General features: G+C 67.4%; 14 protein-coding genes. 10 read left to right on the top strand and 4 right to left on the bottom strand.

Going from position 1 to position 13,278, the window contains the following annotated elements; all coding sequences use genetic code 11:
- The first annotated feature begins 56 nt into the window (after window positions 1-56).
- Entirely contained in the window at window positions 57-398 is a 342-nt protein-coding gene (locus tag LX70_RS12880) for a cupin domain-containing protein (protein WP_105515179.1), read from the top strand.
- A 9-nt stretch (window positions 399-407) separates the two neighbouring features.
- On the opposite strand, the gene LX70_RS12875 is transcribed toward LX70_RS12880, so the two are convergent.
- Together LX70_RS12875 and LX70_RS12870 are read right to left on the bottom strand one after the other, a co-directional pair.
- Window positions 408-1,199 carry a L,D-transpeptidase gene (locus tag LX70_RS12875; protein WP_105515178.1) on the bottom strand — a complete coding sequence of 264 codons (792 nt, stop codon included), beginning with the start codon at window positions 1,197-1,199 and terminating at the stop codon, window positions 408-410.
- 94 nt (window positions 1,200-1,293) lie between these two features.
- The gene (locus LX70_RS12870; RefSeq protein WP_105515177.1) at window positions 1,294-2,496 is read right to left on the bottom strand and encodes an aminopeptidase P family protein; all 1,203 of its coding nucleotides are present in this window, start codon (window positions 2,494-2,496) and stop codon (window positions 1,294-1,296) included.
- Between the two features lie 548 nt (window positions 2,497-3,044).
- On the opposite strand from LX70_RS12870, the gene LX70_RS12865 reads away from it, so the two are divergent.
- The 4 genes from LX70_RS12865 (at window position 3,045) to LX70_RS12850 (ending at window position 7,042) form a co-directional block, all read left to right on the top strand.
- Window positions 3,045-3,587, top strand: coding sequence for a hypothetical protein (locus tag LX70_RS12865; protein ID WP_105515176.1), 543 nt, complete (start codon window positions 3,045-3,047; stop codon window positions 3,585-3,587).
- A 112-nt stretch (window positions 3,588-3,699) separates the two neighbouring features.
- A complete protein-coding gene (locus LX70_RS12860; RefSeq protein ID WP_105515175.1) occupies window positions 3,700-4,647 on the top strand; it encodes an ABC transporter permease in 948 nt (315 codons plus the stop codon).
- Window positions 4,644-5,456 (top strand): ABC transporter permease, encoded by an 813-nt coding sequence (locus LX70_RS12855; RefSeq protein WP_105515174.1) that lies wholly within the window; start codon window positions 4,644-4,646, stop codon window positions 5,454-5,456. Before LX70_RS12860 ends, LX70_RS12855 begins: the two co-directional genes overlap by 4 nt.
- Entirely contained in the window at window positions 5,453-7,042 is a 1,590-nt protein-coding gene (locus LX70_RS12850) for an ABC transporter ATP-binding protein (protein WP_105515173.1), read from the top strand. The genes LX70_RS12855 and LX70_RS12850 overlap by 4 nt, the downstream gene beginning before the upstream one ends.
- Before the next feature lie 12 nt (window positions 7,043-7,054).
- On the opposite strand, the gene LX70_RS12845 is transcribed toward LX70_RS12850, so the two are convergent.
- Window positions 7,055-7,849, bottom strand: a complete 795-nt coding sequence (locus tag LX70_RS12845) for a DUF72 domain-containing protein (RefSeq protein WP_105515172.1) — start codon at window positions 7,847-7,849, stop codon at window positions 7,055-7,057.
- Window positions 7,850-7,977: 128 nt separating this feature from the next.
- Between LX70_RS12845 and LX70_RS12840 the strand changes: the two genes are divergently transcribed.
- The 4 genes from LX70_RS12840 to LX70_RS12825 all read left to right on the top strand — a co-directional run bounded on the left by LX70_RS12840 (window position 7,978) and on the right by LX70_RS12825 (window position 10,865).
- On the top strand, window positions 7,978-8,715 hold the full coding sequence (locus LX70_RS12840; RefSeq protein ID WP_105515325.1) for an SDR family oxidoreductase: 738 nt from the start codon (window positions 7,978-7,980) through the stop codon (window positions 8,713-8,715).
- 68 nt (window positions 8,716-8,783) lie between these two features.
- Window positions 8,784-9,134 (top strand): cupin domain-containing protein, encoded by a 351-nt coding sequence (locus LX70_RS12835; protein ID WP_105515171.1) that lies wholly within the window; start codon window positions 8,784-8,786, stop codon window positions 9,132-9,134.
- Window positions 9,134-10,129 (top strand): P1 family peptidase, encoded by a 996-nt coding sequence (locus LX70_RS12830; protein ID WP_105515170.1) that lies wholly within the window; start codon window positions 9,134-9,136, stop codon window positions 10,127-10,129. The genes LX70_RS12835 and LX70_RS12830 overlap by 1 nt, the downstream gene beginning before the upstream one ends.
- Complete coding sequence (locus LX70_RS12825; RefSeq protein WP_105515169.1) at window positions 10,122-10,865, top strand: class I SAM-dependent methyltransferase; 744 nt, start codon at window positions 10,122-10,124, stop codon at window positions 10,863-10,865. Before LX70_RS12830 ends, LX70_RS12825 begins: the two co-directional genes overlap by 8 nt.
- A 3-nt stretch (window positions 10,866-10,868) precedes the next feature.
- Here the strand turns inward: LX70_RS12825 and LX70_RS12820 are convergent, their stop codons facing one another.
- A complete protein-coding gene (locus LX70_RS12820; protein ID WP_105515168.1) occupies window positions 10,869-11,657 on the bottom strand; it encodes an alpha/beta hydrolase in 789 nt (262 codons plus the stop codon).
- 80 nt (window positions 11,658-11,737) lie between these two features.
- On the opposite strand from LX70_RS12820, the gene LX70_RS12815 reads away from it, so the two are divergent.
- Window positions 11,738-13,216 (top strand): NAD-dependent succinate-semialdehyde dehydrogenase, encoded by a 1,479-nt coding sequence (locus tag LX70_RS12815; RefSeq protein WP_105515167.1) that lies wholly within the window; start codon window positions 11,738-11,740, stop codon window positions 13,214-13,216.
- Window positions 13,217-13,278: the final 62 nt, after the last annotated feature.

Raw genomic sequence — 13,278 nt, 5'->3', positions numbered from 1 at the left:
CGACCAACGGCCGCGAGTGGGTTCGCGGCCGTTTCCCCCTATTTACAGGACCAACCATGCCCGACTTCCTCTACCTCACCCCCTCCGCCGCCGAACCGGAGGTCGAACGCCCCGCGCCCGAAAAGGTGATCTCCGGCGACCCGGTCCACACGACGTGGAATGTCGAGGAGCGGGACGGGCTTTACTGCGGCATCTGGCAATCCACCCCCGGCAAGTGGCGGGTCAGCTACGAGGAATGGGAATATTGCCGCATCCTTGCCGGGCGCTCGCTCATCACCGCCGCCGACGGCACGGAATATCCGCTGAAGGCCGGTGACAGCTTCATCCTGCGCCCCGGATTTTCCGGGACATGGGAGGTGATCGAGACCACCCGGAAGGACTACGTCATCCGGCTATGAAGCAGCGGTTCACTGATCCAGCGCGATATCCGTCGCGCCGTAGATCGATTCCGGCGACACGATCTTGGGCGGCAGTTCCACGCCGCGCGGGCTGAACTCCGGCCCGACGATGCGCAGCGATTCTTCCTGGCTGCGGATCTTCACCGTCGTCGGGACCGAGACGCGGTCATAAAGGTCGATGATGTCGTGGTTGAAAAGCCGGATGCACCCGGCCGACCCCGAATTGCCGATGGAGCCAAGGTCATTGGTGCCGTGGATACGGTAATAACTGTCCTTGCCACCCCGGTAGAGATAAAGCGCCCGCGCGCCCAGGGGACTGGCCAGACCGCCCGGAACCCCGCCCGCGAAAGGGCCGTAGACATCGGGCTGGGTGCGCAGCATGTTGCGCGTCGGCTGCCAGCCCGGCCATTCCTTCTTGCGCCGGATCACCGTCGTCGATTTCAGGCTGAGACCCGCGCGCCCGACCGCGATCGGGTAACGCCAGGCGGTGCCGTTATCCATGACGTAGTACAGGAACTTGGCATAGGGGTCGATCTCGATATCCCCCGGCACGGCGCTGCCTTCGTAATAGACGACCTGCCGCCGGTTCGGCCATTGCAGGTATTGCGGCGGCACCGCAGGCAGCGTGTAGCCGTTATCCACGATCGTGCCATAGCCCTCGACCGGGGTGAAACTCTCGGTCGTCCCCTCGGGCGAGGTCTGGGAGAACACGTCGCTCGGCGTGCGCGGGGCGCAGGCCGTCAGAAGGGCGGTTCCAGCCAGGCCAAGGAAGGCTCGGCGGTTCTGGGTAAGATCAATCATCGGGGAATCCACGCGCGGTTGCCTGTCTTCATCCCTATCATCACTGGGGGCGGTTGCAACCGCCCCGCAGCCCGGCCCCGGCAAGCGTTGCAAATCAGCCAACCACATTGAATTCCGGCCCATAAGGATAGCCGGTGATGTCCTCGGCGCCCTCTTCGGTGATCACAAGTATGTCATGTTCCCGGTAGCCGCCCGCGCCCGGCTGCCCTTCAGGGATCGTCAGCATCGGCTCCATGGAGATCACCATGCCGGGTTCCAGCACCGTGTCGATATCCTCGCGCAGCTCCAGCCCCGCCTCGCGGCCGTAGTAATGCGAAAGCACCCCGAAGGAATGGCCATAGCCGAAAGTCCGGTATTGCAGAAGGTCGCGGTCCTCGAAGAAGGCGTTGATCTGCGCGGTGACGTCCGAACAGCGCGCACCGGGCTTCAGAAGGCTCATCCCCAGCTCATGCGCCGCCACATTCGCCTCCCAGATCTTCAGGCTGGCGGCGTCCACCTCGCGCAGGAACATCGTCCGTTCCAGCGCGGTGTAATAGCCCGAGATCATCGGGAAGGTGTTCAGGCTGAGGATATCGCCCACCTGGCACGCCCGCGCCGTCACCGGGTTATGCGCCCCGTCGGTGTTGATCCCGGACTGGAACCAGACCCAGGTATCGCGATACTCCGCCTCGGGGAAGCGCTTCGCGATCTCAAGCTCCATCGCGTCACGGCCCGCCATCGCCACGTCGATCTCCCGCGCGCCTTCCTTCACCGCCTCGCGGATCGCATGGCCGCCCACGTCGGCGACATTGGCGCCGTGCGTGATCAGCGCGATCTCCGCCGGTGACTTCATCATCCTCTGCCGCATCGTCGCCGGGGCGATATCAACCAGCTTCGACGGCGCAAGGAACGCCTTCAGCTTCTCCGCCTGCATCAACGTCAGATGGTCCGCCTCATAGCCAATCGCCCGGCCCGGCCCCGTCACCGACAGGATCGCGCGCCAGTAATTGTCGCGGGTCCAGTCGGTATAGGTGATGTTGTCGCCATGGCAGCGCCGCCACGGCTGGCCCGCGTCGATCCCCGCGCTGATCGTCACATCCTCGCTCGCCGTCACGACAAGCGCATAGGGCCGCCCGAAGGAGCAATAGAGAAAGCCCGAGTAATAGGCGATGTTGTGCATCGAGGTGAAGACCACTGCCTCCACATCCATCGCATCCATCATCACGCGCAGCCCGCCGATCCGCAGATCGTATTCGGCGCGCTCGAACGGCAGGACGCGGTCGCCCTGATGAAATTTGTACTGCTGTGGACGTTCCATATCAGACCTCATGGCGGGGGTCTGGAGACAGCCCGGACCCCGAAAGGTCCCGGCGTACAGGACTTCAGGCGGACCTCTCCGCAAGCCTCGGGGCGCGAAAGGCCCCTGCGGCGACGCCATCGCCGCGGGCTCAAGCGCGTTGTAGCGGGCGGCGGCGGGGGAGACTAGCCGGAAAGCGACAGGACGGTGTCGGCGGAGGAACGACCGCGCTTCGGGGATCACCGTAGGGTGGGCCTTCAGCCCACCATCCCCACCATCCCCACCAACCGCACAATAAAGGGCCAGCGCCCGACCGCGGGCGGGCGCCGCAACGGTCGAGGACAGCACTTTATGGTGCCGACCACCTCCGACGCCGGTCTGGCCATGCAACCTCGCAAAAGCGCCCGCCCTCCGGGGCGGTCGGGCGCTGGCCCGGCGGCGCGTACCGCGCCTTGTTCCGGGCTGGGGCGATACCCCAAGCTTGACACCCCGCGTCCCCGACCGCCATCAAGGCCCGGACAGACCGGCGGCGAAACCCATCCCGGTCAGAAACTTCACCGGCGCAAGGCATGTCTTCAACGATCATCCGGCTTGCCACGATCCTCAGCGCGCTATCCCTCGCCCTGCTCGGGCTCAGGTTCGCCTTCAAGGCCGTCGCCGGGCTGTCAGACCCCACCGGGTTCACAACCTTCGCCGCGATCGCGGCGCCCGTTTATCTCGTCTGCGCCAGCGTCTTTGCCGTGCCGACCTTGCGCCGCGCAATCCTGCGGCAAACCTCCCGGTCCGGCACACGCGGGCTGATCGCCTTTCTTGCAACGCTGGTCCTGTTCCTGATCCTGTTCCCGGCGGTCATGCTCATAGGGTCGCGCACCGGCCTTGCGCTCTGCCTCGGCTTTGCGCTGCTCTACACGCTGGCCTTCATCCTGCCCGGCCTCGCCTATCGCCCCTACCGACAGGCGGCCGCCCCGCCGGACCAACCACTCGTGGAGCATACCGTCTTCCCCGGCGACCTCCTCACCGCGACCGCCCGGACAAGCTACTTCGGGCTGAGCGAGATCGGCCTGCGCGTCGCAGACCCGGAAATCCGCTTCAAGCCCGACGCGCGCCCGTAGCTACAAAAACCCTACGCGCCCCCTACAGCATCCCGACACCGTCCCGACGCCCCCTCCGACCCTCTGGACCGCCCGCCCGCTTCCCCCTAGCCTCGCGCAAGGAAGGGGCCGGATGACTCGCTATCTCTTCAGACGCCTGATCTCTCTCGCGCTCAGTCTCGTGGTCGCGAGCCTGGTGATCTTCGCGGTGATCGAGGTGGTGCCGGGCGATCCGGCGTCCTACATGCTGGGCCTGAACGCCAAGCCCGAAACCGTCGCCGCGCTGAAGGACCAGTTAGGGCTGAATGCCCCGGCGCCGGTGCGCTACCTGAACTGGATAACGGGCATGGTGCAGGGCGATTTCGGCCTGTCCTATACCTATAAAACGCCGGTTTCCCAACTGGTTATCCAGCGCCTTGCCGTTTCCCTGCCGCTTGCGCTCTATGCCCTTGCGCTGGCCGTGCTGGTCGCCTTTCCGGCCGGGCTGATGGCCGCCGCGCGGCGTGGGAAGGTGGCGGATGCGGCGGTGATGGGGGCGACGCAGGTCGGCATCGCGCTGCCGAATTTCTGGTTCGCGATGCTTCTGGTGCTGGCCTTCGCGCTGCATTGGCAGATCTTCCCCGCGGGGGGATTTCCCGGCTGGGATCAGGGGCTTTGGCCCGGCCTGCGCGCCCTCACCCTGCCCGCCATCGCCCTCGCCCTGCCACAAGCCGCCATCCTCGCCCGTGTCCTGCGCTCCGCCCTGATCGAGACGCTGGGCCAGGACTATATCCGCACCGCCCGCGCCAAGGGTCTGACCGGCGGCCAGACCCTGCTGCGCCACGGCTTGCGCAACGCGCTGATCCCGGTGCTGACGATCATGGGCATGCAGTTTTCCTTCCTCCTCGCCGGCGCGATCATCATCGAGAATGTCTTTTATCTTCCGGGGCTTGGGCGGCTGATCTTTCAGGCGATCACGCAGCGCGACCTGATCGTGGTGGAATCGGTCGTGATGATCCTCGTCTTCGCGGTGATCCTGGTGACCTTCCTTGTCGACCTCGCCTATGCCGCCATCGACCCAAGGCTGAGGAAACGGGCATGAGGGTCGCCTTTTTCCTCGGCCTGATCCTGTCTCTGGCGGCCCTGATCGCGGCGCTCGTGTCGCTGGTCTGGACGCCCTACGACGTCACCGCGCTTTCCATCGCGGACAAGCTGAAACCGCCCTCGCCCGCGCATTGGCTTGGCACCGATCACTTCGGCCGCGACATCGCGTCGATGCTGATGGCAGGCGCCCGGACGTCGATCGCAGTGGCCCTTGTCGCGGTCGGGATCGGGGTCGGGCTGGGGGTGCCGCTGGGCCTGCTGGCCGCCGCCAACCGGGGCGGTCTGGTCGATGAGGTCGTGATGCGCGGCAATGACCTGATCTTTGCCTTCCCCTCGCTGGTGATCGCGATCCTTATCACCGCCGTTTTCGGCCCCTCCGCCACCAACGCGATCATCGCCATCGGCATCTTCAACATCCCCGTCTTCGCCCGTGTCACACGGGGCGGGGCGCTGTCGCTCTGGACGCTCGATTTCATCCGCGCGGCAGAGGTCGCGGGCAAGGGCCGCACCCGCATTTCGGCCGAACATATCCTGCCGAATATCCTCAACCTTCTGATCGTGCAGGGGACGATCCAGTTCTCGCTCGGCATCCTTGCCGAGGCGGGGCTCAGCTATGTCGGCCTTGGTGCGCAGCCGCCCACGCCAAGCTGGGGCCGGATGCTGGCCGAGGCGCAGACGATGGTGACGCTGGCCCCCCATGTCGCGATCTTTCCCGGCCTTGCCATCGTTCTGACCGTGCTGGGGCTGAACCTGCTGGGCGACGGGCTGCGCGACCATCTCGACCCAAGGCTGAGGCGCGCGGGATGAGCCTTTTGCGCCTTGATGACCTCTCGCTTGCGATCCACGGCAAGCCGATCCTGTCGGGGGTGGCCTTCGACATCGCGGGCGGGGAGATCTTCGGCCTTGTCGGCGAAAGCGGGTCGGGCAAGTCGATGACCGCGCTGGCGGTGATGGGGCTTCTGCCGTCCGGCGCCACGACATCCGGGCGGGCGGAGTTCATGGGCCGGGACCTTCTGACCCTGCCCGAACGTGCCCTGACCGGCCTGCGCGGCAATGAGATCGGGATGATCTTTCAGGAACCGATGACGGCGCTGAACCCGATGAAGACCATCGGCGATCAGGTGGCCGAAACGCTGCTGATCCACCGTGCCGCCAGCCGGGCAGAGGCGCGCGACGTGGCGCGGGAAAAGCTGGCCCGCGTGGGCCTGCCCGAGGATCGCTTTCCGCTGTCGCGCTACCCGCATGAACTGTCGGGCGGGCAGCGCCAGCGGGTCGCCATCGCCATGGCCATCGCGCTGCGCCCGAAGCTTCTGATCGCGGATGAACCGACCACGGCGCTGGACGTGACCACACAGGCGCAGATCCTCGACCTGCTGAAAGGGCTGACCGGGGATGAGGGGATGGCGCTGATGCTGATTACCCATGACCTTGCCGTCGTGGCGGGCATGGCGGCGCGTGTCGCGGTCATGCAGAACGGCCGGATCGTGGAGCAAGGGGCGACAGAGACGCTGTTTCGCACGCGGACGCAGGACTATACCCGCCGCCTGTTCGCCGCCTCCGCCCATCAGCCACAGCGCAGGGCGCAGACCCGCCCCGAAACGCTGCTGTCGGTCGAAGGGGCCGTGCGCGAATATATCCTTCCGCGCCCCTCGCCTTTCGCCAAGCCGCCCGTCCTGCGCGCCGTCGACGGGGTCAGCCTGACGATCCGCAGGGGCGAAAGCCTTGGCCTTGTGGGCGAAAGCGGCTGCGGCAAGTCCACGCTGACCCGCGCGATCCTCGGTCTCGATCCGATCCAGGGCGGCACGATCCGGCTGGACGGGCAAGAGGTCACGCCCGGCCACACCATGCCGCACGACCTGCGCGCGAAGATGCAGGTGGTGTTTCAGGACCCCTATGGCAGCTTCAACCCGCGCCACCGTGTCGAACGGCTGGTGGCCGAGCCGTTCCACCTGACGGGCCAACCGAAGGACGCGCGCGACCGCGTCGCGGCGGCGCTGGAAGAGGTCGGGCTGTCACCCGCCGACATGGGCAAATATATCCACGAATTTTCCGGCGGGCAGCGCCAGCGGATCGCCATCGCCCGCGCCCTCATCATCCGCCCCGACCTGATCGTGCTGGATGAGGCAGTATCGGCCCTTGACGTGCGGGTGCGGGCGCAGGTGCTGGACCTTCTGGCCCGGTTGCAGGAAAGCCATGGCCTTGCCTACCTGTTCATCAGCCATGACCTGTCGGTCGTGCGTTCCATCACCGACAGGGTGCTGGTGATGAAAGCGGGCCGGATCGTCGAGGAAGGCGCGACCGAGGCTGTCTTTGCCCGGCCAGAGCATCCCTATACGCAGCGCCTTATCGCCGCGACGCCAGTCATTCCGGCGGCATGGCAGGACAGCGCGTGACGGATGGCGCGGTCAGCCGAGCAGGTCGAGAAGCCGCATCGCAGCGGCGGGATTGGCGACCTTGTGGCCCGAAATGACATAAAGGAACACGTCGCGGGCAGCGGGGTGCGCGGGCGGTTCGGTCACGGTCGCCAGCCCCTCGGGCGGGTTTCCCCCGGCGATGGCCCGCAGCCGCGCTGCCCAGACCTCAAGCGCGGCGTCGGAATAGCCCGCAGGCTCCGTTTCGGTCGTCCCCATGATCCTGAGATAGGCGAAGGGCGCGGTGGCATCGGCGATCTGGGGAAAACCGCTGTCCCCCGCCGTCACCACGGCCACCCCATGCGCGCGGGCAAGTGCCACGAATTCCGGCGCGCGGAAGCTGTCGTGGCGGACCTCGACAGCGTGGCGGATGGCCCGCCCCTCGACCGTTTTCGGCAAAAGCGCCAGGAAGGCGGCAAAATCCTCGGGGTCGAACTTTTTGGCCGCCATGAACTGCCAGTTCACCGGGCCAAGCTTCTCGCCCAGCCGCATCACACCGCTGTCGAAGAAGCGCTCGATAGAGGGGCCTGCCTCGGCCAGAACCCGGCGGTTGGTCGCGAACCTTGGCCCCTTCACCGCGAAGACGAAACCGTCGGGCGTCTCGTCGCGCCATCTCTCGAAGCTCTCGGGCTTTTGCGAGCCGTAGTAAGTGCCGTTGATCTCGATCGAGCTGAGGCGGGTGGCCGCGTATTCCAACTCCCGCTTCTGCGTAAGGTCCGCCGGGTAGAACGTCCCGCGCCACGGCGCGTAGGTCCAGCCACCGATGCCGATATGGATCTTGCCGGTCATGGGACCCTCCCTGCTGCGATCACAAGTCTAGACCGGGCCGTGCCCCCTGCCCAGCGGCGATGCGGCGGCGGGCTTGCGTTTGCGCAAGGATCGGGCAGGGTGTCGGAGGATTGAAGATGGAGGGGCGGATGCGGCTTTCGGGAAAGACGGCGATTGTCACCGGCGCGGGGTCCGGCTTTGGCGCGGGCATCGCGCGGAAATTCGCCGCCGAGGGCGCGCGGGTGCTGGTGGCGGACCTGAACGAGACGGCGGCGCGGGCCGTGGCGGAGGAGATCGGCGGGGTGGCCTGCGGGGTCGATATCTCTGACAGCGACAGCGTTCTGGCAATGGCGCGGGCGGCCGACGCGCTTGGCCCGGTCGATATTCTGGTGAACAATGCCGGGATCACCCACCTGCCCGCACCGATGGAAGAGGTGGATGAGGCGGAGTTCGACCGCGTCTTCGCCGTCAACTGCAAATCCGTCTTTCTGACCGCGCACGCCTTCGTGCCGGGGATGAAGGCAAGGGGAAGCGGCGCGATCCTGAACGTCGCCTCCACCGCGGGCCTGTCGCCCCGGCCGCGGCTGAACTGGTACAACGCCTCGAAGGGCTGGATGATCACCGCCACGAAGACGATGGCGGTGGAACTCGCGCCCGAGGGCGTCCGCGTCAACGCGATCTGCCCGGTCGCGGGCGACACGCCGCTTCTGAAAAGCTTCATGGGCGAGGACACGCCGGAGATGCGGGCGAAGTTCCTGTCCACCATCCCGATCGGGCGCTTTTCCACGCCCGAGGACATGGGCAACGCGGCCTGTTTCCTGTGTTCGGACGAGGCGTCGATGGTGACGGGCGTGGCGATGGAGGTCGATGGCGGGCGCTGCATCTGAGGGCGGCGCCGGGGGTTTCACACCCCCGGACCCCCGTGGAGTATTTCAGCAACGAAGAAGGACAAGGGATGAAGGTCGTCAACCTCGCCGAGAAACTGGCGCTTTTCGCGACGCATTGGGACCCGAAGGTCGTGGCGGAGTATAACGGCAATGACATCATGGTGGTGAAGGTCGAGGGGGAGTTTCCGTTCCACGACCATCCCGACACCGACGATTTCTTCCTGGTGCTGGACGGGGAGGTGCTGCTGGACGTGGAGGACCGGACCCATGTGCTGCGGCCGGGCGAGTTGTTCGTCGTGCCGAAGGGGGTCCGACACCGGCCGAGGGCAGAGAGGGAGGCGACGCTGCTGCTGATCGAGCCGCGCGGCACGCCCAATACCGGCGATGCCGCGACGGCCGCACGGAAGGACCGGATCTGATGCGGCCGGGCGCGCTGAACCTGATCACCGACGTGGCGGGCCTGCGGGTCGGCAATGCCGAGGATCACACCATCCACACCGGGGTGACGGCGCTGGTGGGGGAGCGGCCCTTTACCGCCGCCGTGCATGTCATGGGCGGCGCGCCGGGGACGCGGGAGACGGATCTGCTGGCGCCCGACAAGCTGGTGCAGGAGGTGGACGCGCTGGTCCTGTCGGGCGGCTCGGCCTTTGGGTTGGACGCGGCTTCGGGCGTGGCGGACGGGTTGCGGGCGCTGGGGCGCGGGTTCGAGGTTGGCGGGCAGCGGGTGCCGATCGTGCCGGGGGCGATCCTGTTCGATCTGCTGAACGGGGGTGACAAGGGTTGGGTGGAGAACCCCTACAAGCGGCTGGGCCAAGACGCGCTGGCAGCGGCGGGGGAGGAGTTCGCGCTGGGAACCGCCGGGGCCGGGACCGGGGCGATGGTGCATGACCTGAAGGGCGGGTTGGGGTCGGCCTCTGTCGTGCTGGAATGCGGCGTCACGGTGGGCGCGCTGGTCGCGGTCAATGCGCTGGGCCGGGTGACGGTGGGCGATGGACCCGAATTCTGGGCCGCGCCCTGGGAGATGGGGGGTGAGTTCGGCGGGCTTGGAACCGCGCGCGCCCACGATCCGGCGGCGGAGCCGATGCTGATGAAGCGCGCGGGCGAGGCGACGACCATCGCCATCGTGGCGACCGACGCGGCGCTGACGCAGGCGCAGGCGCAGCGGATGGCAATCGCCGCGCATGACGGGATGGCGCGCGCCATCGTGCCCTCGCACACGCCCTTCGACGGTGATCTGGTCTTTGCCGCCGCAACCGGGGCGCGGGCGCTGAAGGACCCGGTGACGGAGCCGTTCCTGATCGGCCACGCGGCGGCGGTCTGCCTTGCGCGGGCCATCGCGCGGGGGGTCTACCTTGCCGCCCCGCGGCCCGGCGATGTGACGCCCGCCTGGGCGGCGCGGTTTGGCGATGGATGAGGGGCTTTACCGCGACGCGGCGTTGGCGCGGTTCTATGACCTCGATAATGGCTGGACCGCGGACCGGACCTTCTGTCTGAGGCTGGCGGCGGGCAAGGCGGCGGTCCTCGACCTTGGCTGCGGGACCGGCGATCTGGCGATCCATATCGCGGCAGAGCAGAGGGCGGCGGTGACGGGTGCCGATCCGGCGCGAGCCATGCTGGAGATCGCGCGCCGGAAGGCCGGGGCCGCGCGGGTGCGCTGGGTAGAGGCGGATGCGCGCTGGCTGGACCTTGGCCAGCGCTTCGACCTGATCGTGATGACCGGCCATGCGTTTCAGGCGCTGCTGACAGATCAGGACCGGGCCTTGGCGCTGGCGGCGGTGGCGCGGCATCTGGCGCCCGGCGGCTGCTTCGTCTTTGACAGCCGCAACCCTGCGCGCCGGGAATGGGAGGATTGGCGTCCCGACCTGTCGCGGCGCGGCTTCGACGACCCGGAGCTTGGCCCCATCACGGCGTGGGATGACGTGGATTGGGACGAGAAGAGCGGGGTTCTGGCCTACCGGACCAGCTATCGCGTGGCCGCCACCGGGCAAGAGTTCACCGCCGGGGCGCGGATCGCGTTTCCCGCGCTGGACCATCTGACCGCGCAGATCGCCGCAGCCGGGCTTGCGGTCGAGACATGGCTGGGCGACTGGACGGGGGCGGCGCTGGCGGAGGACAGCCCGGAGTTCATCCCGATCTGCCGCCTTGCCTGAGGGTCAGCCGAGAAGGGCCGCCATCAGCGGGCTGGTCGCGTCCTCAAGCCCCTCGATCACGTCGAAATGGTGCCGCCCGCCCTCGACCGTCACCGGGCAGGCCCAGGCATTGCCAAGACGCCGGGCCTGATCGAGGAAGGCGGGTCGTTCTGCGCCGCCGACCCAGACATGGGCCGCAACGCCCCGGCGCCTTGGCAGAAGGACCGGGCTTTCGGAACGGGCCGTAGCGGCATCGATCCGCAGCGTGGCGTTCATCGACGTCTCCCGCAGCGGGCGCAGGTCCGAGAGGGGGGAGATCGGGACGACGCGGGCGATCCGCGCGGCGACATCCGGGGCAAGCGCCACATCGGCCGAGGCGATGCGCGCGGAAAGATGCCCGCCCGCCGAATGCCCGGTCAGGACGACAGGCCCGACGACCTCTGCCGCAGCGGCGGTGACGGCGGCGGCGATCTGCCGCGTCATGGCGGGGATCGTCGCATCGGGCGCGAGCGTATAGGCGGGCATCGCCACCGCCCAGCCGCGCGCCAGCGCGCCGCGCGCGAGGTGGGAGAAGTCGCGCGGCCCGAAAGCCATCCAGTAGCCGCCATGGACGAAGACCATCAGCCCCACGGCCGCCCCCTCCGGCAGGAAAAGGTCGAACCACTCCGCCTCGGGCCCGCCATAGCGCAGCCCAAGCCGGGCGCGGTTGCCAGGGCCGTCCCGGAACGCCGCCGCCGCCCCGGCCCAGCGGCCGGCATAGCTTTCACCGCCAGGAATATGCTTTGCATTGGCGAAGGCCTCGTCATATCTCATGGCCAGCTTCCCTTGCCGCCGGGCTGGACTCTGCCGCCTTGCCCCGGCATTTGATCAAATCAGGATAGAGGAGGATTCCCATGCTTGATTCCGTAACCGATCTTCGGTCGCTTCTCAAAGACCCGTCGCTTCTGGTCACAAAGGCCTATGTCGCCGGGCAATGGGTCGACGCGGATGACGGCGCGACCTTTGCCGTGACCAACCCGGCACGCGGCGACGTGATCTGCAAGCTGCCCGACCTTGGCCGGGACGAAACCAGCCGCGCCATCGCGGCGGCCGATGCGGCGCGCCACGAATGGGCCGCGCGGACCGGCAAGGAACGCGCCGCCGTGCTGCGCAAGTGGTATGACCTGATGGTCGCCAATGCCGACGATCTTGGCGCGATCCTGACCGCCGAGATGGGCAAGCCGCTGGCCGAGGCCAAGGGCGAGGTCCTCTATGGCGCCTCCTTCGTGGAATGGTTCGCGGAAGAGGCAAAGCGCGTCTATGGCGAGACCATCCCCGGCCACCAGCGCGACAAGCGCATCACTGTCATCAAGCAGCCGATCGGGGTTGCGGCCTCCATCACGCCGTGGAATTTCCCGAACGCGATGATCGCGCGCAAGGTCGCCCCGGCGCTGGCCGTCGGCTGCGGTTTCGTCGCGCGGCCCGCGGCGGAAACGCCACTGTCGGCGCTGGCGATGGCGCTTCTTGCCGAACGGGCGGGCGTTCCGGCGGGGCTTTTCTCGGTCGTGACATCGACCAAGTCCTCGGCCATCGGCAAGGAGTTCTGCGAAAACCACGCGGTGCGGAAGCTGACCTTCACCGGGTCCACCGAGGTGGGCCGCATCCTGCTGCGTCAGGCCGCCGACCAGGTCATGAAATGCTCCATGGAGCTTGGCGGCAACGCGCCCTTCATCGTCTTCGACGACGCCGATCTGGATGCCGCCGTCGAGGGCGCGATGATCTCCAAGTTCCGCAATAACGGCCAGACCTGCGTCTGCGCCAACCGGATCTACGTTCAGGCGGGCGTCTATGACCAATTCGCCGCCAAGCTGGCCGAGGCGGTGAAGAAGCTGAACGTCGGCGACGGGCTGAACGATGGCGTCACCACCGGCCCGCTCATCAACGAAGCGGCGGTGGAGAAGGTTGAGGAACATATCGCCGACGCGCTGTCGGGCGGTGGCAAGATCGTGACCGGCGGCAAGCGCCACGCGCTTGGCGGGACGTTCTTCGAACCCACCGTGGTGACCGGCATCACGCCCGACATGAAGGTCTCGACCGAAGAAACCTTCGGCCCGCTCGCGCCCTTGTTCAAGTTCGACACGGAGGAAGAGGTGATCGGGCTGGCCAACAACACGATCTTCGGCCTCGCCTCCTACTTCTACGCCCGCGACATCGGCCGGATTACCCGCGTGCAGGAGGCGCTGGAATACGGCATGGTCGGCGTCAATACCGGCCTGATCTCGACCGAGGTCGCACCCTTCGGCGGCGTCAAGCAGTCGGGCCTTGGCCGCGAGGGCAGCCATCACGGCGTCGAGGATTACCTTGAGATGAAATACATCTGCCTGTCGGTCTGACCGCCGGATTTGCACATATCGAACGTAAAAGGGGGCCGCGCAGCCCCCTTTTCGCTGCGGCT

It is taken from the genome of Albidovulum denitrificans (genome assembly GCF_002973535.1).
Lineage (GTDB): Bacteria > Pseudomonadota > Alphaproteobacteria > Rhodobacterales > Rhodobacteraceae > Albidovulum > Albidovulum denitrificans.
This window is presented reverse-complemented; position numbering and strand designations above follow the sequence as displayed.

Coding starts and splice junctions, on each gene's coding strand:
- LX70_RS12845 (WP_105515172.1), bottom strand. CDS start 7,849: ATGACCGGCAAGATCCATATCGGCATCGGTGGCTGGACCTACGCGCCG.
- LX70_RS12840 (WP_105515325.1), top strand. CDS start 7,978: ATGCGGCTTTCGGGAAAGACGGCGATTGTCACCGGCGCGGGGTCCGGC.
- LX70_RS12835 (WP_105515171.1), top strand. CDS start 8,784: ATGAAGGTCGTCAACCTCGCCGAGAAACTGGCGCTTTTCGCGACGCAT.
- LX70_RS12830 (WP_105515170.1), top strand. CDS start 9,134: ATGCGGCCGGGCGCGCTGAACCTGATCACCGACGTGGCGGGCCTGCGG.
- LX70_RS12815 (WP_105515167.1), top strand. CDS start 11,738: ATGCTTGATTCCGTAACCGATCTTCGGTCGCTTCTCAAAGACCCGTCG.
- LX70_RS12880 (WP_105515179.1), top strand. CDS start 57: ATGCCCGACTTCCTCTACCTCACCCCCTCCGCCGCCGAACCGGAGGTC.
- LX70_RS12870 (WP_105515177.1), bottom strand. CDS start 2,496: ATGGAACGTCCACAGCAGTACAAATTTCATCAGGGCGACCGCGTCCTG.
- LX70_RS12825 (WP_105515169.1), top strand. CDS start 10,122: ATGGATGAGGGGCTTTACCGCGACGCGGCGTTGGCGCGGTTCTATGAC.
- LX70_RS12875 (WP_105515178.1), bottom strand. CDS start 1,199: ATGATTGATCTTACCCAGAACCGCCGAGCCTTCCTTGGCCTGGCTGGA.
- LX70_RS12860 (WP_105515175.1), top strand. CDS start 3,700: ATGACTCGCTATCTCTTCAGACGCCTGATCTCTCTCGCGCTCAGTCTC.
- LX70_RS12855 (WP_105515174.1), top strand. CDS start 4,644: ATGAGGGTCGCCTTTTTCCTCGGCCTGATCCTGTCTCTGGCGGCCCTG.
- LX70_RS12850 (WP_105515173.1), top strand. CDS start 5,453: ATGAGCCTTTTGCGCCTTGATGACCTCTCGCTTGCGATCCACGGCAAG.
- LX70_RS12820 (WP_105515168.1), bottom strand. CDS start 11,657: ATGAGATATGACGAGGCCTTCGCCAATGCAAAGCATATTCCTGGCGGT.
- LX70_RS12865 (WP_105515176.1), top strand. CDS start 3,045: ATGTCTTCAACGATCATCCGGCTTGCCACGATCCTCAGCGCGCTATCC.